The sequence below is a fragment of the Cupriavidus sp. 05N38 genome, from assembly GCF_056397345.1.
The window spans coordinates 399,541-419,165 of record NZ_JBFTNF010000002.1; the positions used below are offsets into that span (position 1 = coordinate 399,541).

The 19,625-nt window shown below is 65.3% G+C and carries 20 protein-coding genes; 6 read left to right on the plus strand and 14 right to left on the minus strand.

Translation table 11 applies throughout. The annotated features are described in order from the left end of the window. Positions 1-3: 3 nt before the first annotated feature. The 9 genes from AC1DK4_RS02780 to AC1DK4_RS02820 form a co-directional block, all read right to left on the minus strand. Positions 4-711 (minus strand): ABC transporter ATP-binding protein, encoded by a 708-nt coding sequence (locus AC1DK4_RS02780; protein WP_441649664.1) that lies wholly within the window; start codon positions 709-711, stop codon positions 4-6. Continuing rightward, the gene (locus tag AC1DK4_RS02785; RefSeq protein WP_441611891.1) at positions 708-1,580 is read right to left on the minus strand and encodes an ABC transporter permease; all 873 of its coding nucleotides are present in this window, start codon (positions 1,578-1,580) and stop codon (positions 708-710) included. The genes AC1DK4_RS02780 and AC1DK4_RS02785 overlap by 4 nt, the downstream gene beginning before the upstream one ends. A gap of 9 nt (positions 1,581-1,589) precedes the next feature. After that, positions 1,590-2,633 carry an ABC transporter substrate-binding protein gene (locus tag AC1DK4_RS02790; protein WP_441611890.1) on the minus strand — a complete coding sequence of 348 codons (1,044 nt, stop codon included), beginning with the start codon at positions 2,631-2,633 and terminating at the stop codon, positions 1,590-1,592. A 216-nt stretch (positions 2,634-2,849) separates the two neighbouring features. Next, positions 2,850-3,311, minus strand: a complete 462-nt coding sequence (locus tag AC1DK4_RS02795; RefSeq protein WP_441611889.1) for a RidA family protein — start codon at positions 3,309-3,311, stop codon at positions 2,850-2,852. 104 nt (positions 3,312-3,415) lie between these two features. Next, positions 3,416-4,654 (minus strand): acyl-CoA dehydrogenase family protein, encoded by a 1,239-nt coding sequence (locus AC1DK4_RS02800; protein ID WP_441611888.1) that lies wholly within the window; start codon positions 4,652-4,654, stop codon positions 3,416-3,418. Next, the gene (locus AC1DK4_RS02805) at positions 4,647-6,029 is read right to left on the minus strand and encodes an NtaA/DmoA family FMN-dependent monooxygenase (protein WP_441611887.1); all 1,383 of its coding nucleotides are present in this window, start codon (positions 6,027-6,029) and stop codon (positions 4,647-4,649) included. The genes AC1DK4_RS02800 and AC1DK4_RS02805 overlap by 8 nt, the downstream gene beginning before the upstream one ends. Before the next feature lie 132 nt (positions 6,030-6,161). Next, entirely contained in the window at positions 6,162-7,157 is a 996-nt protein-coding gene (locus tag AC1DK4_RS02810; protein WP_441611885.1) for an NrtA/SsuA/CpmA family ABC transporter substrate-binding protein, read from the minus strand. 59 nt (positions 7,158-7,216) lie between these two features. Next, positions 7,217-7,945 carry an ABC transporter ATP-binding protein gene (locus AC1DK4_RS02815; RefSeq protein WP_441611884.1) on the minus strand — a complete coding sequence of 243 codons (729 nt, stop codon included), beginning with the start codon at positions 7,943-7,945 and terminating at the stop codon, positions 7,217-7,219. Beyond that, the gene (locus AC1DK4_RS02820) at positions 7,945-8,808 is read right to left on the minus strand and encodes an ABC transporter permease subunit (protein WP_441611883.1); all 864 of its coding nucleotides are present in this window, start codon (positions 8,806-8,808) and stop codon (positions 7,945-7,947) included. Before AC1DK4_RS02820 ends, AC1DK4_RS02815 begins: the two co-directional genes overlap by 1 nt. Before the next feature lie 138 nt (positions 8,809-8,946). Here AC1DK4_RS02820 and AC1DK4_RS02825 point away from each other — a divergent pair, with 138 nt between their 5' ends. After that, positions 8,947-9,144 (plus strand): hypothetical protein, encoded by a 198-nt coding sequence (locus tag AC1DK4_RS02825; protein WP_441611882.1) that lies wholly within the window; start codon positions 8,947-8,949, stop codon positions 9,142-9,144. Positions 9,145-9,195: 51 nt separating this feature from the next. Here the strand turns inward: AC1DK4_RS02825 and AC1DK4_RS02830 are convergent, their stop codons facing one another. Continuing rightward, positions 9,196-10,032, minus strand: a complete 837-nt coding sequence (locus AC1DK4_RS02830; protein ID WP_441611881.1) for a transporter substrate-binding domain-containing protein — start codon at positions 10,030-10,032, stop codon at positions 9,196-9,198. Positions 10,033-10,381: 349 nt separating this feature from the next. Between AC1DK4_RS02830 and AC1DK4_RS02835 the strand changes: the two genes are divergently transcribed. After that, positions 10,382-10,990 (plus strand): nitroreductase family protein, encoded by a 609-nt coding sequence (locus tag AC1DK4_RS02835; RefSeq protein WP_441611880.1) that lies wholly within the window; start codon positions 10,382-10,384, stop codon positions 10,988-10,990. Between the two features lie 90 nt (positions 10,991-11,080). Here AC1DK4_RS02835 and groL read toward each other — a convergent pair whose 3' ends face one another. Together groL and AC1DK4_RS02845 are read right to left on the minus strand one after the other, a co-directional pair. After that, the gene (gene groL, locus AC1DK4_RS02840; protein ID WP_441611879.1) at positions 11,081-12,700 is read right to left on the minus strand and encodes a chaperonin GroEL; all 1,620 of its coding nucleotides are present in this window, start codon (positions 12,698-12,700) and stop codon (positions 11,081-11,083) included. 56 nt (positions 12,701-12,756) lie between these two features. Next, entirely contained in the window at positions 12,757-13,047 is a 291-nt protein-coding gene (locus tag AC1DK4_RS02845; RefSeq protein ID WP_441611878.1) for a co-chaperone GroES, read from the minus strand. Between the two features lie 112 nt (positions 13,048-13,159). Here AC1DK4_RS02845 and AC1DK4_RS02850 point away from each other — a divergent pair, with 112 nt between their 5' ends. Both AC1DK4_RS02850 and AC1DK4_RS02855 read left to right on the plus strand, forming a co-directional pair. Continuing rightward, complete coding sequence (locus tag AC1DK4_RS02850) at positions 13,160-14,353, plus strand: hypothetical protein (RefSeq protein WP_441611877.1); 1,194 nt, start codon at positions 13,160-13,162, stop codon at positions 14,351-14,353. 530 nt (positions 14,354-14,883) lie between these two features. Then, on the plus strand, positions 14,884-15,819 hold the full coding sequence (locus tag AC1DK4_RS02855; RefSeq protein ID WP_441611876.1) for a LysR family transcriptional regulator: 936 nt from the start codon (positions 14,884-14,886) through the stop codon (positions 15,817-15,819). Positions 15,820-15,953: 134 nt separating this feature from the next. On the opposite strand, the gene AC1DK4_RS02860 is transcribed toward AC1DK4_RS02855, so the two are convergent. Continuing rightward, positions 15,954-17,054, minus strand: a complete 1,101-nt coding sequence (locus AC1DK4_RS02860; protein ID WP_441611875.1) for an alkene reductase — start codon at positions 17,052-17,054, stop codon at positions 15,954-15,956. A 368-nt stretch (positions 17,055-17,422) separates the two neighbouring features. Between AC1DK4_RS02860 and AC1DK4_RS02865 the strand changes: the two genes are divergently transcribed. Together AC1DK4_RS02865 and AC1DK4_RS02870 are read left to right on the plus strand one after the other, a co-directional pair. After that, positions 17,423-18,112, plus strand: coding sequence for an ArsR/SmtB family transcription factor (locus tag AC1DK4_RS02865; RefSeq protein WP_441611874.1), 690 nt, complete (start codon positions 17,423-17,425; stop codon positions 18,110-18,112). 69 nt (positions 18,113-18,181) lie between these two features. Beyond that, on the plus strand, positions 18,182-18,691 hold the full coding sequence (locus AC1DK4_RS02870; RefSeq protein WP_441611873.1) for a DUF6630 family protein: 510 nt from the start codon (positions 18,182-18,184) through the stop codon (positions 18,689-18,691). Positions 18,692-18,695: 4 nt separating this feature from the next. On the opposite strand, the gene AC1DK4_RS02875 is transcribed toward AC1DK4_RS02870, so the two are convergent. Beyond that, complete coding sequence (locus tag AC1DK4_RS02875; RefSeq protein WP_441611872.1) at positions 18,696-19,616, minus strand: LysR family transcriptional regulator; 921 nt, start codon at positions 19,614-19,616, stop codon at positions 18,696-18,698. Positions 19,617-19,625 lie beyond the last annotated feature (9 nt).

The window sequence follows — 19,625 nt, forward strand, 5'->3', positions numbered from 1 at the left end:
CGCCTACACGCAGGTGTCCATGCCGAGGGCGGAAAGCAACTGGTCGCGTAGCTGATCAAAGCCCGCTCCGCTCCTTCTGCGCGGGTGGGACAGCCCGACTGGCCGGTCGAGCACAATGCGCCCCGCATCCATGACCATGACGCGGTCGGCCAGCACCAACGCCTCCTCCACGTCATGCGTGACCAGCAAGACCGCTGGCCGGTGCTTGCGGACCACATCGTGCAGCAGGCCCTGCATCCTGAGACGGGTCAGCGCATCGAGGGCGCCAAAGGGCTCGTCGGCCAGCAGAAGGGCCGGCCGGCGCACCAGGGATCGCGCCAGCGCAACCCGTTGCTGCTCGCCACCGGAGAGCGCATTGGGCCAGGCCTGCTCGCGGCCGGCCAGCCCGACCATGGCAAGCGCCGCCTTCGCGCTGGCCTCCGCATCTGCCTGGTGCAGGCCAAGCTTCACGTTGCCGAGCACGCTCTCCCACGGCAACAGACGCGAATCCTGGAACAGCACCGATCGGCTCTGCGGCACGGAGAGCTCCCCACTGCGGCCCGCGTCGGCATCGAGTTCCGCCAAGGCCCTGAGCAAGGTGCTCTTGCCGGAACCGCTCTTGCCTATCAGCGCGACGAACTCGCCGGGGGCGATGCTAAAGGAGAGGTTGTCCAGCACCGTGCGCTGGCCGAAGCGCCGGCTGAGGGCGCGCGCTTCGATGGCGACGCTCATGACCCGATCACCTTCCGATAGGACAGCGCCTTGCGCTCGCAGGCACGCACCAGGGCATCCGAGCCCAGCCCCAGCAGGGCGTAGATGCACAGGCCGACGACGATGACATCGGTCTGGCCGTAGTCACGGGCGCGGTTCATCAGATAGCCGATGCCCTCCGTGGTATTGATCTGCTCCAGCACCACCAGCGCCGTCCAGCAAGTTGTCACCGCGAGCCGCAGACCGGTGAAGAAGCCGGGCAGCGCCCCGGGTAGCGCCACCCGGCGGACGAACTCGGCCCGCGACAGCCCCAGGCTCTGTGCCAGTTCGACGTAGCGCATGTCGATGCTGCGCAGCCCGGCATGGGTATTGATATAGACCGGCACCAGCACGCTGGTGGCGATCAGGACGATCTTCATCGACTCGCCGTTGCCCAGCCACAGGATCGCCAGCGGAATCAACGCAAGCGTGGGAATCGCACGCTTGATCTGCACCAGGCTGTCGATCGACGCCTCTCCCCAACGGCTCAGGCCAGCCGCAAGCGCGAGCGTGACCCCAATCAGCACGCCCCAGAACAAACCGATGTAGGCGCGCTGGGCCGAGGCCCACAGATGCGGGCCGAGGGTCCCGTCGAGCGCCAGGTCCAGGCCGGTGACGACGGCGCTCGACGGCGCAGCCAGCAGCTTGGGCGGAAGATATCCGAGCCGCGAGGCCAGCTCCCAGGCAAGCAGCACGACCGCCGGCCCGAACAGCAAGCCCCAGGCACCGAGCTTGCGCGGCAGCAAGGCCGGCCGGGGTCCGGCGCCGCGCGCGGAAGGCCGCTGGCCCGAAGCCGCGGCGCGTAGCCAGGCGCCAGCGCCCTTGCCTGCAGTGGAAGCCTGCTGGTTCATGCCGTCCTCCTAGTTGGCTGCCGGCGGCAGCGAATCGACGGCAGCCTTGATCACGGGATCGAAACCAAGGTCGAACTCCTCGCGGGCGTCCAGGCGCTTCGGTATGTCGCCGGCATCGTGTATCAGGTCAACCAGTTGCTGCTGTGACGGGATCAGCGCCGACAGCAGCGGATAGTAGACTTTCCCCTCCGACCTGACGATGGCGAATCCGTCCTCCGGCTTCAGGCCCTGGTTCTTCACGTAGTAGGCCTGCACCCATTGCTGCGGATGCTTGACGGCCCAGTCGCTGGCCCGGATCCAGCCCTTCACGAACTGGCGGATCGCGGCGGCCTTGGCCGGGTCCTTGAGCGCCTTCGGGCTGGCATACAGGTAGGCCGTGCCGGTGGGCAGCGCGGCATGCTCGGCCGCGGGTATCGTGCTGGCCTTCTGGTCCGCGTAGTCGCGCAGGTAGCGGCTGAAGTGCGGCTCATTCAGGGCCGCCACATCGACCTGCCCGCTGTGGATCGCGGTGGGGAACTCGCCCGCGCGCAGCGGCACCAGCCTGACATCGCGCCGGGACAGGCCCGCCAGCTTCAGCGCGGCCAGCACGAAAGGCTGGCGGCCGGTTCCTTCGGCATAGGCGATCTTCTTGCCTTTCAGTTCCTTGAGCGTGTTGATCGTCAACCCTGGCCGCACGGCGAACTGGTAGTCCGGCGCCGAATTCTTCCTGGCTGCGACAACCGGCAGCGTCTCGCCTGCGGCATGGGCCTGAATCGGCGGCGTATTGCCAACCACTGCCAGGTCGAGGGCGCCTGCGCGGAAGGCCTCCAGGATCGCGGGGCCACCGAGGAAGTTGGCATAGGTGATGCTGGCGCCCACCCTAGCCTGCTCGCCGGCGCTGCGCAGCAGCGTCTGGAGGGCTTCGTTCTGGTCCGCTACAACCAGCTTCGTTCCCGCCGGGACCGCCGGATCCGCGCCGCCCGGCTGGGCCAATGCGTGCGCGCCGAAGGTGCCGCCCAGGGCGAGGGAAAACAGTATGCAGACGGCGCGCAAGCGAGATTTCTTGATAGACATGGAGGATACGAGCAGCACCGGCAAGGCGCCCCGTGAGACAGAGCAGTCCTGGATATTGCAACCGCGTGGAAGCGCGGGCAACGAAGCTTTTCGATCTTGCTTGCTACCATCTTCGCGGCAGGGTGGCCGGGCTGCGGCTCCGCCGCCCGGCGGGAATCCCCGTTGCAAACGGCTTGGTCTGCGGCCTGCGCCAGGCCTTCACCGGCAAGCCTGCCGTCAGGGCCTCACGCCCACCACTGCCCGCAGGATCACGGGGTTGTTGCCGCGCAGCGAACTGGCGCCGAGCACGGACCTCGCGTGGATGCCGACATCGCCGAGCACTTCGACGAGGGTATCGGAGGCACCATCGAGCACCAGGGCATGCTCTTCGAAATCCTCGGTGGCATTGACGAATCCCTGCAGTTCGAGCACCTGCGCAACCTTGTCCAACGATCCGAGTTCGTCCTTGAGGACGAGCAAGAGTTCGATCGCGGCGAGATGTGCGAAGTGCTTTCCCTCTTCGACGGAGAATTCCCGCCCGAGCTTCCCGCGCGGCGCCTTGCTGTCTACAGGCGCGGCGGATTTGCCGGAAAGAAACAGCAGGTTGCCCCATGCCGTGGCGTTCTGGTAGTGCGCCGCGGGCTTGCTGGCGGTTCGGGGTCCGGCGACGAATCTTGCAAGGCGTTCATCTGCGCTCATGGTGGTTTCCTCTGCTTGTACGGGTGGCGGCCCCCCGGGGCCGGACATCTGCGTTGAAACGCAACCGGTATCCATGCCTGCTCTCGCATGTCCACCGGGACCATCTAGAAGAACGCGCCGGTTGGCAGCAACGTGCCGTTCAGGTAATGGTCGCCCAGCACCCGCTCCTTGTAGAGGCGCGGGTTGTGCGAGGCAATGACCTTGATGTTGCGCCAGTGCCGGTCGAGCGCTGCCTGGGTGGAAACCCCGCTGCCGCTGGACACGTCGATCAGCAGGCTGGCCAGATTGGCGGCCACCTCGTCGGTGACCACCTTGGCCTCGGAAGCCGCCACCGTGGCGGCCAGCGACAAGCGATGCGCGTCCGGGCCATGGGACTCCCGCCAGGCAAGGTCCAGCGCTTGCACGGCGCGGTCGGTGACGGCGTGCAGGGCGCTGCGGTAGGCCGCGATGCGGCCGATCGTCGCCTGGATTTCCGGTTCGTCACCCGGCCGCTGCGCCAGCGCGTGATAGTAGTTGCGGTGCCGCGCGCGCACCAGGGCAACGGCATCCGCCAGTATCCTGCTGACGATGCCGGTGATGGCGGTGGTCAGGTACACCTGGTGGAAGGTGAAGCCATACAGCACGGGCCGGCCGTCATTCGCGCGGGCAGGCAGATCGTGCAGGTCCGCCTCGTTCACGTACACGTTGTCGAACACCGTGGTGCCCGAGCCTGTGAGCCGTTGCCCGAATCCGTCCCAGTCGTCGTCGAGCTTCACGCCGGACGCAGAAGATGCGATGAAAAACTGCTTGGTGCGCCCGGTGGCCGGCTCGATTGCCGTGGAGAACAGGTAGTCGGCGTACAGGTTGCCGGTCGAGTAGATTTTCCTGCCCGATATGCGCCACCCGGGCTCGCCGGGCACCGGCACGAGCCGGGTGGCCGGCACCTGGCCGAGGGAGCCGGCCGGCTCGCCGGTCAGTTCGTTGAAAGCGACGCCGAAGGTCTTGCCCTGTCCCGCCAATTCCAGAACATGCCGCGAGAAGGCGCCGTCCCTGGTCTTCAGGTGCTGCTCGACCGCGAAGAAGTGATTGCGGAACACGTGGGCGATGTTGGAGTCCGCCGTGGCGAGATCGCGTGCCAGCAGGAACAACTCCGGCAGCGTGATGCCCTGCCCGCGCTCGGCACGCGGCAACCGCACGGCGCCGAAGCCGCGTGCCTTGAGGGCGGCCGTTTCGGCGAAGGGGAGCCGGTGCGCCACGTCGCGCTCGGCAGCACCCGCCGCCAGCTCCCGGAACAGGTCTTCGTAGCCGAGCCGCCGTGTCACGTCGCTCCACGCGATCAGGTCGACCGATGCAACCTCAGACATGATCGGTCACTCCTTCGCGGCTGGCGGCCTGCGCGGCGACGCCCGGATCGCGCGGGTCCGCATACGCCGGCAGTCCCAGGTGGTCACGCAGTGTCGTTCCCGTGTACTCGGTGCGGAAGCGCCCCGCCTTCTGCAACACGGGGATCAGGTGGTCCACCACATCTTCGAGACCGCCCGTCTGTACGTCGATGTTCAGGTTGAAACCGTCCGCGGCGCGGCTGTCGACCCAGTGCAGGATGTCGGCGGCAACCTGCTCCGGCGTGCCTGCGATGATCCGGTGTCCGCCGGTGATATTGCTGACCAGCGTCTGGCGCACGGTCCAGTCGTTCGCGCGCGCCTCGCTGAGGATTTCCCGCCGATGCCATCGCGAGGCCACGGGCACCCGGCTTTCCGCCTGCTCGATCTTGTCAAAGGGCAGCTTTTCGTCCAGCGGCAGATCGTCCGGATCGAGCGCCAGGTGGTGCGCCAGTTCCTCGCGCAAGAATGCGAGATCGAGTTGCTCGTCCAGTTCCCGCTTGCGCCTGTGCGCCTCGGCCTCGGTGCCGCCCAGGATGGGGAACAGGCCGGGCATCACCAGCAGGTGGTCCGGATTGCGCCCGTAGCTGCGCGCCAGGGACTTCACGTCGGCGTAGAACGTCCGCCCCTTTTCGATGCGGCGCTGCCCGGTGAAGAGCGCATCGGCGAAGCGCGCGCCGAAGGCCTTGCTGTCATCTGACTGCCCTGCCTGGAAGATGACGGGGCGGCCCTGCGGGGTGGCCGGGGTGGACAGCGTGCCCTCGCTGCGGAAATGCTCGCCCCGGTAGCGGATCGGCCTCAGTCGTGCCGGATCCACGTAGACATGGCTGCGCGCATCGGCCACCACGGCGTGCTGCGGCAAGGAGTCCCACAACTGGACCACGATCTCCGCGAATTCGGTTGCGCGCTGGTAGCGCGCCTCCTGCTCGAAGCCCTTGTCGAGCCCGTAGGCGGCCAGCGCCACCGGCACCTGGCTGGTGATGATGTTCCAGGCGGAGCGCCCTTTGCTGATGTGGTCGAGCGTGGCAATCTGGCGCGCCACGATATACGGATGGCCGAAGAGACTGGATGCCGTCACCACCAGGCCGATGTGCCGGGTGGCCTGGCTCAGCGCGGCATGCAGCGCCAGCGGATCGAGCGCGCGCCACGGCCGGTGAAAGGCCTCCGGCACCAGCCCGCCCGGCCCGTCCGCGAGAAACAGCGCGTCGATCTTGCCGCGCTCGGCGATCCGGGCAATCTCGACGAAGCTGTCGATATCGGTGGACAGGCGGGCCGGATCTGGCAGCGTCTTCCAGGCGGCGTCATGGCGGCCGGAGGCGAGCACGTTGACGCCCAGGCGAACGGGAGGTGCGGATGACATGAAAAGGTCCTTGCGGTGGGACGGAGGCTGCGTATCGCGGCATATTGCTGCGATACCCCAGCCATGGCGCGGCAGTATCGGAATGGCGTGACAGCGCCCGGGCGCCGGAAGCGCCCGGACAGGAAACCCGGCTCACACTCTCACGGAGTACTCGGCCACGTTGACCCGCTTCGGCAGGATGCGGCGCTCGGCCAGCCAGTCCGCGGCCCGCTGGAACTGGCCGAGGAAGGCCTTGTCGTCGGCCTCGTAGAACTTGTTCTGGCGGCGATAACCGATCAGGTGGTCACGCACGGCATTACTGTATTTGCCTGCCTTCTGGGCGAAGGCCTCGGCCTCGGCAGCATGCTGGTCCGACCACGTTCCCTCGATGCGATAGGCGTCGATGACGGCGCGCACCAGGGCGGAGTTCTCCACCGCGAAGCGCCGCTGCGTGACCAGCGAGGAATAGTCGATCAGGAAGTCCAGGTCGGTGCCTTCGAAAAAGATGTCCTTGGCGTCGTACTGGCTGCGCGCGATGTCCACGCCGGGCGTCCACATGGACCAGGCATCGACCTTGCCCTGCCCGAAGGCGGGTGCCGCGTCCGGCGGATTCAGGTAGACGAACTCCACCTTCGCGCGGTCGACGCCATGCTTTTCCAGCGCCGCCACCAGCAGGAACTCTCCCAGGCCGGAGCGGTTCACCGCCACCTTCCTGCCGGCCAGGTCCTTGACCGAGTTGATGCCCGAGGTCTTCTTGACGATGATCGCGGTGCTGCGCGGGCTATAGACATTGAACTGCGCGAACACCAGCGGCGAGCCGGCGATGATCGCCGCCAGCGCTGGCGTCGTGCTGCCCCAGAAGCCGAAGTCGGCACTGCCGCCCACCACCGCCTGCAGCGACGGCGCGTGATTGGGGAAGGGGCCGACCCATTCCACCTTGATGCCCTTGGCCGCCAGGTTCTTCTCGAATTCGCCGCGTTCGCGCGCGATCAGCGGCAAGCCGCCGGGCCCCCAACCCACCCGCACCTTGTCGGTATTGCGGGTACCCTCGGCCAGGACGCCTTGCGGCAGCCCCAGGCCGGCGCCGAGCGCCAGGCCGGCCTGGACCAGTTTGCGGCGGGCGGGAGAAAACGGGGAATGCTGTGTCATCGGAACCTCACAAGGAATGGCAGAACCGGCGCGCATGGCCGGGACGGGAAGACTGGATCTCAGCTGGCTGGCCGGGGCCGGGCATCGACGCCCAGTTCCCGCAGCAGGCGGGCCCGCAGCGTGCCCCTTTCCTGCCCGGCGTCGGCGCCGACGCCGTAGGACGCGGCGATGCGTCCCTTGCGCATGACCAGGATGCGGTCGGAAATGGCAATGGCCTCGTCCACATCGTGTGTCACCAGCAGCACGCCAGGCTGGTGACGTGCCACGAGCTCCTTCACCAGCACATGCATCTTGATGCGAGTCAGCGCATCGAGCGCGGCGAACGGCTCGTCCAGCAACAGCAAGCGGGGCTCGCGCACCAGCGCGCGAGCCAATGCCACACGCTGCGCCTGCCCGCCGGAGAGTCGTCTGGGCAGGTCGTTTTCACGCCCGCCGAGGCCAACCTCGCGCAGAGCCGCCTCGGCGAGCGGCCTGCCCTTGTCGTCCGGGATGCCCAGCGCGACATTGCGCCATAGCGGGAACCACGGCATCAGCCGATGCTCCTGGAAGACCACGGCAGGCTGCGCGGGGCCGTCCACGTGGCCGGCGTCGATGGGGTCCAGACCAGCCAGCGCGCGCAGCAGCGTGGTCTTGCCGCAGCCGCTTTCACCGAGCAGCGCGACGAATTCGCCGGCGTCGATCTGCAGGTCGAGATCGTCCACCACCACATGTTCGCCATACTGACGGCGCAATCCACGGACGACGACCGCCGCTTCGCCGCGCTGGCGGGTTGCTGTTTGCGCGGACATCAGCGTGAACCCTTTGCGTCGTAGTTGGGATGCCAGGACAGCAAGCGGCGTTCCAGCAGGCGCGCCAGGCTATCCGCGAGCACGCCGATGGCGGCGTAAATCAGGAGGGTGAGTACGATGACATTGGTCTGCAGGAACTCGCGGGCATCCATGGCGAGGAAGCCGATGCCTTTCGTCGTGGCGATCGTCTCGGCGATGACCAGCGCCAGCCACGACACGGCGAGCGCATAGCGCACGCCGGTCAGGATGGACGGCATGGCACCCGGCAGCACGATCTTCGAGATCTGCTCGCCCAGGCTCAGGCCCGTCACTTTGCCAACCTCCAGCAGCTTCGGGTCCACCTGCCGGATGCCCAGCACCGTGTTGATATAGATCGGGAATAGCACGGCCAGCGAGACGAGGAAGATCTTGCCGCTCTCCTCCACGCCGAACCAGACGATGACCAACGGAAGCAGGGCAAGGAACGGGATCGCCCGCACCATCTGCACCGAGCGGTCCAGGACGGCCTCCGCCAGGCGGGAGAAGCCCACCAGGATGCCCAGGCCAAAGCCAATCGCGCCACCGATGGCAAAGCCGGTCGCCGCCCGTGCCAGGCTGTATGCGAGGTGAACGAACAGCGATCCGTCACGGATCATTTCCCATGCCGTCCGTGCGACGCTGCTGGGCGCCGGCAGCACCTGCGGTTCGATATAGCCCGCGCGGGACAGGAATTCCCATACGACCAGGACCAGTACGGGCGTGGCCCACGAGATCGCCAGGAACCCGGCATTGCCGAGCCTGCGCTCGCGGCCGCGGGCTTTCTCCTTCGCGGCTGGCGGCGCGGCAGTCCGCACGTCGAATGGCTTTGAGGCGCTGGATGTCATGGAAACTGGCTCGTCCCGCGACGAGTAGAATTTGAAACCGGGGCAACGCGGCAAGGCAGGACTGCCTCGGCCGGTGAGTGAGCGTCAAAGCTTACTGTCTGGCCAGTTACGCGGGAAATAACAAGTCTGGATATGCATATGTCTTTCGGCGCATCCAGCGAAGTGGAGGAGACATCCCGGCCGCGCCTGCGCGTTCATGCATTTGCGGCAGAGCGGCTTTTCAGGATGCCCGCGATTGGCTTTGAAATCGCGGATGGCAACGGTCTTTGCTGTTCGACAGAACAGGAGGCACCACAGGACGCGGAACCGGGCTATCGGCTTTCGGCTTTCGGCTAACCATTGTCCGGCCCGTCCCCTGTAGCGATTCCCTGCCATGCGTGCGTCGCCTCAGGCGGGCGTCTTGCGAAACTTCTCGTGCAGTTGGCGCAGCAGCGGCGTGGGCGTCATGCCGTTCTTCTTCTCTACGCCGATCAGCCAGCCGGTGCGATGCCAGTCCTGCACGATGCGGTCGATCACGGCCTGGGTATCGGTCTCACCCTTGCGCACCCAGATCACCGATGGGGACGGGATCAGGTCGCGCGGCGAAACGATCTCGTAGTCCTTCCAGTCGGCGTTGTTCTCCACCAGGTCGCGCAGCGTCGGGCTCACATGCACCGCCGCCACGCAATTGCCGCCCCTGAGCGCCAGCAGCGACTCGGGCTGGCCGCGGAAGGCCCTGATCTGCGCGCCGTACTGCTCGGCCAGCGGCTTGGTGAAGTTGCTGCCCTGCGAAACGCATACCGGCTTGCCTTTGGCGTCTTCCCACCTGGCGATGCCGCTACCCTTCCTGGCGATAGCGGCGCCACCGACCTCCTCGAATGGCGTGGGCACGAAGGACAGGATCTCGCTGCGCTCCTGCGTCCATTGCATATTGGCGATCAGGATATCGACCTTGCCCTGCTGCAGGAACTGCACGCGGTTCGAGGGCTGCACCTGGATGGTTTCCAGCGTGACGCCAAGGCCCCTGGCCACACCCTCGGACAACTCCACGTTATAGCCCACGTGCTTTTGCGTGGCCGGGTCGATGGTGCCGAAGGGCGGGCCGGAGAGGACCACGCCCGCCACGAGCTTGCCGCGCTGCCTGATCTTGTCGAGCGTGGCATCCGCATGCGCGACGCCCGCGGACAGGCAAAGCAAGGCGGCGACGATTCGGGCAAAGGACGAGAAGCGGAAGACGGAATTCATGCGGACCACGCGCCGAAGCAAGTGAAAGGGAGGCGGGCATCTTGCTGGATCACGCTGACGACCACAAGAAAGGGTTTCGGATATGGATATGCGCGACCCCGGGCCGGGCGCCGGGGCAATGAGGCGAGCTCAGGAATCAGCGTTGGCGTGAGAGCCCGAGCCCGGCGCATGCCATCCGCCGGTCCTGGTGCACACAGCTATCCGAGTAAGAACCTGCGCAAATACTCGTAGGAAAGCCGTAGAAAGTCATGCTGGAATCAGCCCTGGAGCGCTCTCCGATTCCAGCCACGGCTCACCACCCGCCGGCATCTTGAGCCAATACTGTCCGCATCCATCACCAGGAACCCTCATGTCGCAGCCCCGCAGCACCGAGCACGATATCCATCCGCTTTTCCTGCAGCGCTGGTCGCCGCGCGCCTTCACCGGCGAGGCGATCGAACCCGCCACGCTGCTGCGCTTCTTCGAGGCGGCGCGTTGGGCGCCGTCCGGCTACAACGCCCAGCCGTGGCGCTTCGTCTACGGGCGGCGCGATACACCGGCCTGGCAGCCGATTTTCGACGCGCTTTCGGAGTACAACCAAGGCTGGGCACGGAGCGCGTCGGCGCTGGTGGCCATTCTGTCGCGCAAGGTGTGGATCCCGCCGGGCAAGACCGAGCCGCAGGACATCGCCACGCATTCCTTCGACGCCGGCGCGGCCTGGGCCAGCCTGGCCTTCCAGGTAACGCTGTCGGGCTGGCACGCACATGGCATCGGCGGCTTCGACAAGGCGCGGTTGCGCGAGGCACTGGCGGTGCCGCACGACTATGCCATCGAGGCTGTGATCGCCATCGGCAAGCAGGGCGACAAGTCGCAGCTGCCTGAAGCATTGCAGGCGCGCGAGCAGCCCACCCAACGCCATCCGCTGTCGCACCTGGTGGCCGAGGGCCGCTTTGCGTTCGTGGAACAACCGGGCGCCTAGGCGTCGAAGGCTCCTCCCAGGAAGCCGGCATGAACGACAAAGGCCGCCAGCATTGCTGGCGGCCTTTGTCGTTCATGCCCCGAGCCGGGCTTAGAAGTCCAGCCCGCCCGGCAGCGCCGGTGCGGCATCCGCCTTGGGCAGCTCGATCACCGCCGCATCCGTGGTCAGGATCAGGCCGGCCACCGAGGCCGCATTCTGCAGCGCGGTGCGGGTTACCTTGGTCGGATCGACCACGCCGCCTTCCACCAGATCGCCGTATTCGCCGGTGGCCGCGTTGTAGCCGAAGTTGCCTGCCCCCTCGGCCACGCGCGCCACCACCACGCTCGCCTCTTCGCCAGCGTTGGTGACGATCTGCCGCAGCGGCTCCTCCAGCGCACGCAGCACGATCTTGATGCCGGCCTGCTGGTCGGGATTCGCGCCGGTCACGTCCTTGACCGCCTGGCGCGCGCGGATCAGCGCCACGCCGCCGCCGGCGACGATGCCTTCCTCAACCGCGGCGCGGGTGGCATGCAGCGCGTCTTCCACACGGGCCTTCTTTTCCCTGACCTCGACCTCGGTGGCACCGCCCACCTTGAGCACGGCCACGCCGCCGGCAAGCTTGGCCACTCGCTCCTGCAGCTTCTCGCGGTCGTAGTCGGAGGTGGCTTCGTCGATCTGGGTGCGGATGCGCTTGACGCGCGCCTGGATCTGATCGGCATCACCTGCACCGTCGATGATGGTCGTGTTCTCCTTGCCGATCTCCACGCGCGCGGCCTGGCCCAGCTGCTCCAGCGAGACCTTCTCCAGCGACAGGCCCACTTCCTCGGCCACCACCTGCCCGTTGGTGAGGATGGCGATGTCCTCCAGCAGCGCCTTGCGGCGGTCGCCGAAGCCCGGCGCCTTGACTGCGGCAGCCTTCAGGATGCCGCGGATGTTATTGACCACCAGCGTGGCCAGCGCCTCGCCTTCCACGTCCTCGGCGATGATCAGCAGCGGGCGGCCGGCCTTGGCCACCTGCTCCAGCACCGGCAGCAGGTCGCGGATGCTGGAGATCTTCTTGTCCACCAGCAGCAAGAAGGGCTGCTCCAGCACCACTACCTGCTTCTCCGGGTTGTTGATGAAGTATGGCGACAGGTAGCCGCGGTCGAACTGCATGCCCTCCACCACTTCCAGCTCGTCGGCCAGCGACTTCCCGTCTTCCACGGTGATCACGCCTTCCTTGCCTACACGGTCGATGGCTTCGGCGATGCGCTCGCCGATGGCGCTCTCGCCGTTGGCCGAGATGGTGCCCACCTGGGCGATCTCGCGGCTGGTGGTGGTGGGCTTGCTGATGCGGCGCAGCTCCTCGATGGCCACCGCCACCGCCTTGTCGATGCCGCGCTTCAGGTCCTGCGGGTTCAGCCCCGCCGCCACATACTTGACGCCTTCGCGCACGATGGCCTGGGCCAGCACGGTGGCGGTGGTAGTGCCATCGCCGGCGTTGTCGCTAGTGCGCGAGGCCACTTCCTTGACCAGTTGCGCACCCACGTTCTGCAGTCTGTCCTGCAACTCGATTTCCTTGGCCACGGACACGCCGTCCTTGGTCACCGTGGGGCTGCCAAAGCTGCGCTCCAGTACCACGTTGCGGCCCTTTGGGCCCAACGTCACCTTCACTGCGTTGGCAAGGATGTTGACGCCCTCCACCACCTTGGCCCGTGCCACGTCGCTGAACACTACGTCTTTTGCTGCCATTGCTATTGGTCCTGTGTCTTTGTCTGGTTGATCTTGATTGTTCGTGTCGCGGTACTTCAGCGCTCGACCACGGCGACGACGTCTTCCTCGCGCAGCACCAGCAGTTCCTCTCCGTCCACCTTGACGCCCTGGCCGGCGTACTTGCCGAACAGCACGCGATCGCCCAGGCGCAGGTCCGGCGTGATGCGTTCGCCGGCCTCGTTGCGGCGGCCGGGGCCGACGGCGACGACTTCGCCCTGGTCGGGCTTCTCGGCGGCACTGTCAGGAATCACGATGCCGGATGCGGTGCGGGTCTCGTTGTCGGACCGTTTGACGAGGACACGATCGTGCAGGGGACGAAGGCTCATGCTGGCTCCAGGGAAATGAAATGCAGGGAGTGGTAACAGGTCGAATCGGATCGAATCGAATCGGCAGATGAGCACACCGCGGTGACACCGCGATGTTTGCAATCAGCACTCAATGCCGGTGAGTGCTGAGTATAAAAACGATGCCGCGCACGGCCAACTGCTTGTTTCGCATTTCCATAGTCACGCGGCTTACGAGCCGGATCGCTCGCATTGTCGCCAGGTTTTTTTGCCCGCTTCACCGCCGCCAGACCGGTGGAACCCGCACGGGCCGCCGTGGCCGTCCGCTAACGCGAATGTTGAAATGCCGTTGTGGGTTGCGGATTCAACCGGTCAACGCAACAGCTTGATGGAATCGCTCCGCCGAGCAGCCTCTTTAAACCCCAAACATTCACGTCTAATCTGCCTGTCTTTTGCCAGATACATTACGAAATCCGGGGGGTATTCGTTGCCGGGAATCAATGCTGTAATTCTCCGCGGGTATATTGCGAATCAATCTAAATTAAAAAAACAAAATTTCAGGGAAAACATGCGAGCCATCACCATCGCTCTTGTTTATGCGAGCAGCCTTTTTGCAGGCTGCGCGTCCATCGTAAGCGGCACCAACCAGGTGGTTTCCGTGGAAACCCGTGACAATGATCAGCCGCATGCCGGTGCGAAATGCAAGCTGACCAATAGCAAGGGGACTTACTACGTCACCACTCCGGGCACGGTCACCATCAATAGAGCCTATGGCGATATCAACGTGCGGTGCGACAAGGACGGGCAAGAGCCGGGCCTGGCCACAGTGAAGTCGACGACAAAAGCCATGGCCTTCGGGAACATACTATTCGGTGGAGGTGGCGCGATTGGCGTCGCCGTGGACACCGCCTCGGGCGCGGCTTATGACTACCCTGAAGTCATCCTGGTACGCATGGGTGAAAACTCGATTGTCAGCATTCCGACAACGGGTGGTGGACTAGCGCACGTCGAAGCCTCTCTTCCCGCGGCCACCGGCTATGCTGACGCTGCCAATGTCGATGCCGTGCCCTATATGCGCGCACGCAAAGGCTACGCAACCTATCGTGAACGCAAGGCACCTAAAGCATTCGTGCTGGCCGATGGCGGACACTATGCCTTCTGGACCAACAACTCGAACGCCATCGACAAAGCCATGGCACGCTGCCGGGAAATGCGCTTCACCAATTGCCGCCTCTACGCCTATGACGACGTCGTAGTCTGGCCGCACGGGGTCGCTATCACACGAGAAGACCCGCCAGAAGGTGAATCCAGAAACAAAGTACTAAGCCGCTCTGGTACGCAGCCGTAACCGGAATCGCGCGCCAACCGTTTCCGCTCCGGCAAATCAAGCATCCTTGGGAGGAGAAAAAAACATGGAGATTTGTCGGGTCGAACTTGTCGAATGGATCGAAAACGCCGACGGACCACTGGGTTGGCTGAGTCCGTCGTCGGACAGTTTCGACCTTCGAGCCTCGAGAGACTCCTCGCATGATCAAGATTCGAGCGACAGGGTAGGAGACCGATGATCGCTTACGTCTCGAAACCGACCTTCAGGATTCGGTCCAAGGATGTATCAGATGGGTTGGGGCTTCAACCGCTCACTGGCAATGCGCTGATTAGCGAGCCTGCCCCCGAACTCATTGTGTAACATTGGAGCGAACACGACTTCACCATCTCAAGGCCTCTGAGCGCTGAAGAATCGCGGCGCAGCGTCGTGAGCGAGCTTCGCCTCACACGCTTTGTTACTTCAACTGCCTGCGGCTACGAAACGTCTTCGGACGCTGCCGTTGCTGCCCGAACATACGAAGCTCGAAAGCACCGTCGGCTTGGACACGATATATGCCTTCTGATTTTCCTACCAGCCTGCAGTTCGATGGCATCGCAGAGTTCGTGGCGGTAGCGCGACTGGGTTCCTTTACTTCTGCGGCCGACGAGCTTGGCCTGACGAAGTCCGCAGTCGCTCGCGCGGTTTCGCGCCTTGAGGCACGACTTGATGCGAAGTTACTTCACCGCACGACGCGTCGTCTTACGCTGACGTCCCATGGCGAAGCGTGGCTAGAACATTGCGCGGCCGCGCTGGATGAACTACAACGAGGCGAGGACATTCTGAAGGTCGCGCAGAACAGCCCGGCAGGTCAGGTTCGAATCGACCTCCCGACCGCGTTCGGCCGGCTATACGTGATGCCGGTCTTGCTCGAGGTGGCGGCCCGATGTCCTGCCTTGCAACTCAACGTCAGTTTCACCGACCGGCTGGTCGATCTGATCGATGAGGGCATCGATCTCGCAGTGCGTATTGGCGAACCAGGCGACTCTACCGATCTGGTCGCTCGAAGGCTGGGCGTGCAACAAATAGTCATTTGTGGATCGCCGGCGTATGTCGCTGCGCGTGGCGCGCCCCAGCATGCGGCCGACCTTGCCCGTCACGATTGCATTGCCAGCTGGAATTCCCCGCGTCGCATGGCCTGGTTGCTCAAACAGCCTGACGGCTCAGTCGTTCCGCATACCGTACCGATCAAGCATAGGGTGTGCGACTTCGAGATGGTGCTGGCGGCGATCAAGTCGGGACATGGGCTCGGTCAGCTCCCGCTATGGATGGCACAGGATGACATCAGAAGCGGCCATCTTGTCACCGTGCTCGACAGGATGTCGGGCAGCGAGGTGCCAATCAACCTGTTGTGGGCCCGGACACCCGCGTTGCCGGCGAAGGTTCGCGTTATCGTCGATGCCCTGCTCGACCGCGCGCGTCAATTTCCGGTAGCGGCGCCCGGGCGATAAGCCGCTTACCTCGTGTGACCGAAGTTGACGAGCCACGCCACGCTCCAGCGGTCGGACAACGGCGAATCCCTGTCTGCTCGCCGCGTTCACCAGATTGCGGGAAGGAACTTCAGGGCGGGAGATACGACGTGGTCCTACTCGTAGACCCCGTAGTCCGTGTAGCCCCGGGCTCCCGCCGTATAGAACGTATCCTCATCCCATTCATTGAGCGGCCAGCCGTTGCGCAGGCGCTTGATCAGGTCGGGATTCGCGATGAAGGGCTTTCCGATCGCAATCAGATCAGCCTCTCCCGAATCGACAGCTGCCTGTCCACTATCCCGCAGATAGCCGCCGGCGAGGATCACGGGTCCCCGAAAGGCGCCGCGGAACGCCCGTAGAAAATGTTCGGGAATGGCGACGTCGTCGGCCCATCGGGTCTGGTCGCTGATGTGCACATAGGCGATGCCGCGCGCCGAAAGCTCGGACGCAAGCGTCAGGTACGTCTCGGCCTCGTCATCGAAAGCCGGCATTTCGTTGTAGCGGCCAAAGGGCGACAGGCGGATGCCAGTACGCTCGCCACCGATGGCGTTGACGACCGCATCGACCGTCTCAAGCGTGAAGCGAAGACGATTCCCGATCGAGCCGCCGTACCGGTCGTCGCGGGTGTTAAGCGCTCCATTGATGAACTGATCATGAAGATAACCGTTGGCACCGTGGATCTCGATGCCGTCGAATCCACCTTCGCGAGCATTGCGCGAGGCCTGGGCAAACTCGCCGACGATCTGGGACACCTCCTCAGTGCGCAACGCGCGAGGCCTGCCTTGCAACAGAAAGGCCGGTTGGCCATTTTCGTCGAACGCCATCGAAATCGCTTTCGTCGCCCCAGTGTCGGTGGAGCTGACTGTGCGCTGGCGATTCGGCTGATGTGAAACGTGACTTGCGCGGCCACCATGCCTGATCTGCCCGAAGATCACCCCGCCATGATCATGAACCGCTCCGGTTACATGGCGCCAGGCTTTGATCTGGGCCGGGGTGTACAGGCCGGGCTCGAACGCCCAGGTGCGAGCCCATTCGCTGATGGAGATGCTGCCAGTGACAATGAGACCGGCGCCCGCGCGCTGCGCAAAATAGCGGGCCGTGTCGAGCTGCGGCGCCCAGTCCGCGTTGCGCGCGCGCGAGCGCTCCATTGGTGCCATGACAACACGGTTCTTGAGGCGAAACGGTCCAAGATCGTACGGATCGAACAAAGAAGACATAGAGTTGGCTCATTTGAAGTAGTCCAGAACGTGCTCACTCTAGGCCGGTCGATGCAAATGAATAACGGCCCGCGCCTCGACTCAGAGTTGCGTCGGAAGCGACAATGCCGTGGGTGTTTGCGCCTGGCCGACACGATGGCCGAGTGGCTGATCCGGGTGTCAAGGCAGTCCCTCTCGAACGGGCGTAGCGCTGCGGTACAGGTCAACTCGAGCGTGACAGGTCGGAGACAGGACGAAGTGCGCCGAAGGCGATGGCCACCTCGTACTTCCGCCCTGGCCATTCCCAGCTTACTCATCGCAGAAGTAGCAGCTCAGCTCACCCTCAATCCGACCTATACTACGATCGTCGTTTCACTGCAGGATGAACTATGGAATACGCTCCCAGCATCAGCCAGCTCGCCGGCCTGCTGGCGGACCCGGGGCGCGCCGCCATGCTGTGGGCCCTGATGGACGGCAGCGCGCGGCCCGCGGGCGAACTTGCCGCCATTGCCGGCCTCTCGGCTTCGTCCACCAGCGGTCACCTCGCGCGCCTGAGCGAAGGAGGCCTGCTGGCGGTGCAGACGCGCGGGCGCAATCGCTACTATCGCCTCGCCACGCCGGAGATCGGCGTGGCCATCGAAGCGCTGGCCAGCGCGTCGCTGGCCAGCCGTCCGACGCGCGCGCGCGCAGTGCCCACGTCGCGTACCGCGCCGGCGGCGCTGCGCCAGGCCCGCACCTGCTACGACCACCTGGCCGGCGAGCTTGCCGTCGCCCTGTTCGAGCGCATGGCGCGCGCCAGCTGGATCGCGGTGGCCGGCAATGCGGTGGAGCTCACCGCGAGCGGAACGCAAGGCATGGCGCAACTTGGCATCGACCTGGAGATGGCCAGGCGCAAGCGCCGCCAGTTCGCCTGCACCTGCCCCGACTGGAGCGAGCGCAAGCCCCATCTCGGCGGCGCGCTCGGCGCCGCGCTGCTGCAAAGCCTGATGGACCAGCGGTGGATCGAACCCACGTCGGCCTCGCGCGCCCTGCGCGTGACACCGCTGGGCCAGCGCGAGATCTGGCGCATCGCCGGCTGAGCCCCGGCGAGCCACCGGGCCAATGATTCTTCCGACCACACCAAGACCGCAGCAAAGGAGGTAGATGCGATGAGCGATGGACTGACTGACGAAGCGCGCGAGACACTCTGGCGCCTGATCGAACTGATCAACCTCGGCGACGCGGCCATGGCCGAGAAACAGCAAAAGCTGTTCGACGAGGCGCTCGCCAACGCCGACGACGCGGACGAGATCGCAGGCCAGGAACTGCTGTGGCTGCTCAAGGACGTGATCGACTGGGAATCCGGCTTCTATGTCGACTGGAAGGATTGCGCGTCCTTTATCAGTTGCCTGGACGAACTGTGCGCACGGCTGGACATCGAGATCGACTGGGGCGTCGAGGATCCGGAGGACGAGGACTTCCTCGAGAAGGCCACCGTTCCCGAACTGATGGAGCTGGCGACCGAGCAATTGCGGATGGCGGGCATCACGCTGTGGAACTGGAATACCGATGGGGATGCCTATGCCGGATGGATTGCCCGCGGCGAGGATGACGAGGAGATGACGAGCGCGGCGGAAATGCTCGGGCTCGATATCCGCGCCGGAGATCAGCCGTACTGAGGGCTCACCCCTTGGGCGGCGACAGCCGGGGATCGATCCGGCCCAGCGTATCCTCCAGCACATCGAGGAACACACGCACACTGGCCGGCATCAGCTTGCGCGCCGGCATCAGCACGAACACCTTCAGCGGTGATGTCGTATAGGCGGGCAACACCCGCACCACCCGCCCCTGATCGAGCTCGTCCTGTACGTAACGCGGCGACAGGCGCGCCACGCCCAGCCCGTCCAGCGCGGCCTTGAGGCGGAGCTCCGCACTCTGCGTGCGCATGCGCGGCTCCACCGGCAGGCTCGCGACCTCGCTGCCGTCACGCAGGAACTCCCAGCGGCGGTCTTCGGCATTGCCCAGTATGGGCCAGCAGACCAGGTCCTGCGGCGTGCGGGGCAGGCCACGCGCGCGGATCAGCGAGGGCGACGCAAAGAAGCCCCGTTCGATCAGCACCACGCGCTTGCTGGCGAACGAGCTGTCGTGCAGGCCGGTATCGGTCATGACGAAGGCCAGGTCGTAGCCGCGCTCGACGAGATCAGGCTGGTCCCAGGTCACGTCCACTTCCACGCGCAGCTCGGGATGCAGGCGCAACAGCCGCGTGATGACGGGCGACAGGTGCAGCGAGCCCACTTCGTAGGGCGTGGAGATGCGCAGCGTGCCACTGACCTGTTCGCTGACGGATGCGGCCTCGGCGCTGATCTCGCGCAACTCGGAGAAGAGCGGCGCGACGCGGTCGTAGAGCTGCTGGCCGCGCTCGGTCACGCGCACGCGGCGCGTGGTGCGCTCGAACAGGCGTACGCCGAGCTGCACTTCGAGCCGCGCCACGGCGGCACTGGCGGAGGATTTCGGCACGTCGGCCAGTTCTGCGCCCCGGGTGAAGCCGGCACCCTCCACCACCCGGCAGAAAATCTCCCAGTCCTTCCATTCGATCGTCTTCATGCGTCGTTC

Excerpts from the sequence above, each read along its gene's own strand:
- AC1DK4_RS02805 (WP_441611887.1), bottom strand. The coding sequence starts at position 6,029 with ATGTCATCCGCACCTCCCGTTCGCCTGGGCGTCAACGTGCTCGCCTCC.
- AC1DK4_RS02785 (WP_441611891.1), bottom strand. The coding sequence starts at position 1,580 with ATGAACCAGCAGGCTTCCACTGCAGGCAAGGGCGCTGGCGCCTGGCTA.
- AC1DK4_RS02795 (WP_441611889.1), bottom strand. The coding sequence starts at position 3,311 with ATGAGCGCAGATGAACGCCTTGCAAGATTCGTCGCCGGACCCCGAACC.
- AC1DK4_RS02815 (WP_441611884.1), bottom strand. The coding sequence starts at position 7,945 with ATGTCCGCGCAAACAGCAACCCGCCAGCGCGGCGAAGCGGCGGTCGTC.
- AC1DK4_RS02800 (WP_441611888.1), bottom strand. The coding sequence starts at position 4,654 with ATGTCTGAGGTTGCATCGGTCGACCTGATCGCGTGGAGCGACGTGACA.
- AC1DK4_RS02855 (WP_441611876.1), top strand. The coding sequence starts at position 14,884 with ATGCCTTCTGATTTTCCTACCAGCCTGCAGTTCGATGGCATCGCAGAG.
- AC1DK4_RS02835 (WP_441611880.1), top strand. The coding sequence starts at position 10,382 with ATGTCGCAGCCCCGCAGCACCGAGCACGATATCCATCCGCTTTTCCTG.
- AC1DK4_RS02820 (WP_441611883.1), bottom strand. The coding sequence starts at position 8,808 with ATGACATCCAGCGCCTCAAAGCCATTCGACGTGCGGACTGCCGCGCCG.
- AC1DK4_RS02850 (WP_441611877.1), top strand. The coding sequence starts at position 13,160 with ATGCCGGTGAGTGCTGAGTATAAAAACGATGCCGCGCACGGCCAACTG.
- AC1DK4_RS02870 (WP_441611873.1), top strand. The coding sequence starts at position 18,182 with ATGAGCGATGGACTGACTGACGAAGCGCGCGAGACACTCTGGCGCCTG.
- AC1DK4_RS02875 (WP_441611872.1), bottom strand. The coding sequence starts at position 19,616 with ATGAAGACGATCGAATGGAAGGACTGGGAGATTTTCTGCCGGGTGGTG.
- AC1DK4_RS02830 (WP_441611881.1), bottom strand. The coding sequence starts at position 10,032 with ATGAATTCCGTCTTCCGCTTCTCGTCCTTTGCCCGAATCGTCGCCGCC.
- AC1DK4_RS02860 (WP_441611875.1), bottom strand. The coding sequence starts at position 17,054 with ATGTCTTCTTTGTTCGATCCGTACGATCTTGGACCGTTTCGCCTCAAG.
- AC1DK4_RS02825 (WP_441611882.1), top strand. The coding sequence starts at position 8,947 with ATGTCTTTCGGCGCATCCAGCGAAGTGGAGGAGACATCCCGGCCGCGC.
- AC1DK4_RS02790 (WP_441611890.1), bottom strand. The coding sequence starts at position 2,633 with ATGTCTATCAAGAAATCTCGCTTGCGCGCCGTCTGCATACTGTTTTCC.
- AC1DK4_RS02810 (WP_441611885.1), bottom strand. The coding sequence starts at position 7,157 with ATGACACAGCATTCCCCGTTTTCTCCCGCCCGCCGCAAACTGGTCCAG.
- AC1DK4_RS02845 (WP_441611878.1), bottom strand. The coding sequence starts at position 13,047 with ATGAGCCTTCGTCCCCTGCACGATCGTGTCCTCGTCAAACGGTCCGAC.
- groL (WP_441611879.1), bottom strand. The coding sequence starts at position 12,700 with ATGGCAGCAAAAGACGTAGTGTTCAGCGACGTGGCACGGGCCAAGGTG.
- AC1DK4_RS02780 (WP_441649664.1), bottom strand. The coding sequence starts at position 711 with ATGAGCGTCGCCATCGAAGCGCGCGCCCTCAGCCGGCGCTTCGGCCAG.
- AC1DK4_RS02865 (WP_441611874.1), top strand. The coding sequence starts at position 17,423 with ATGGAATACGCTCCCAGCATCAGCCAGCTCGCCGGCCTGCTGGCGGAC.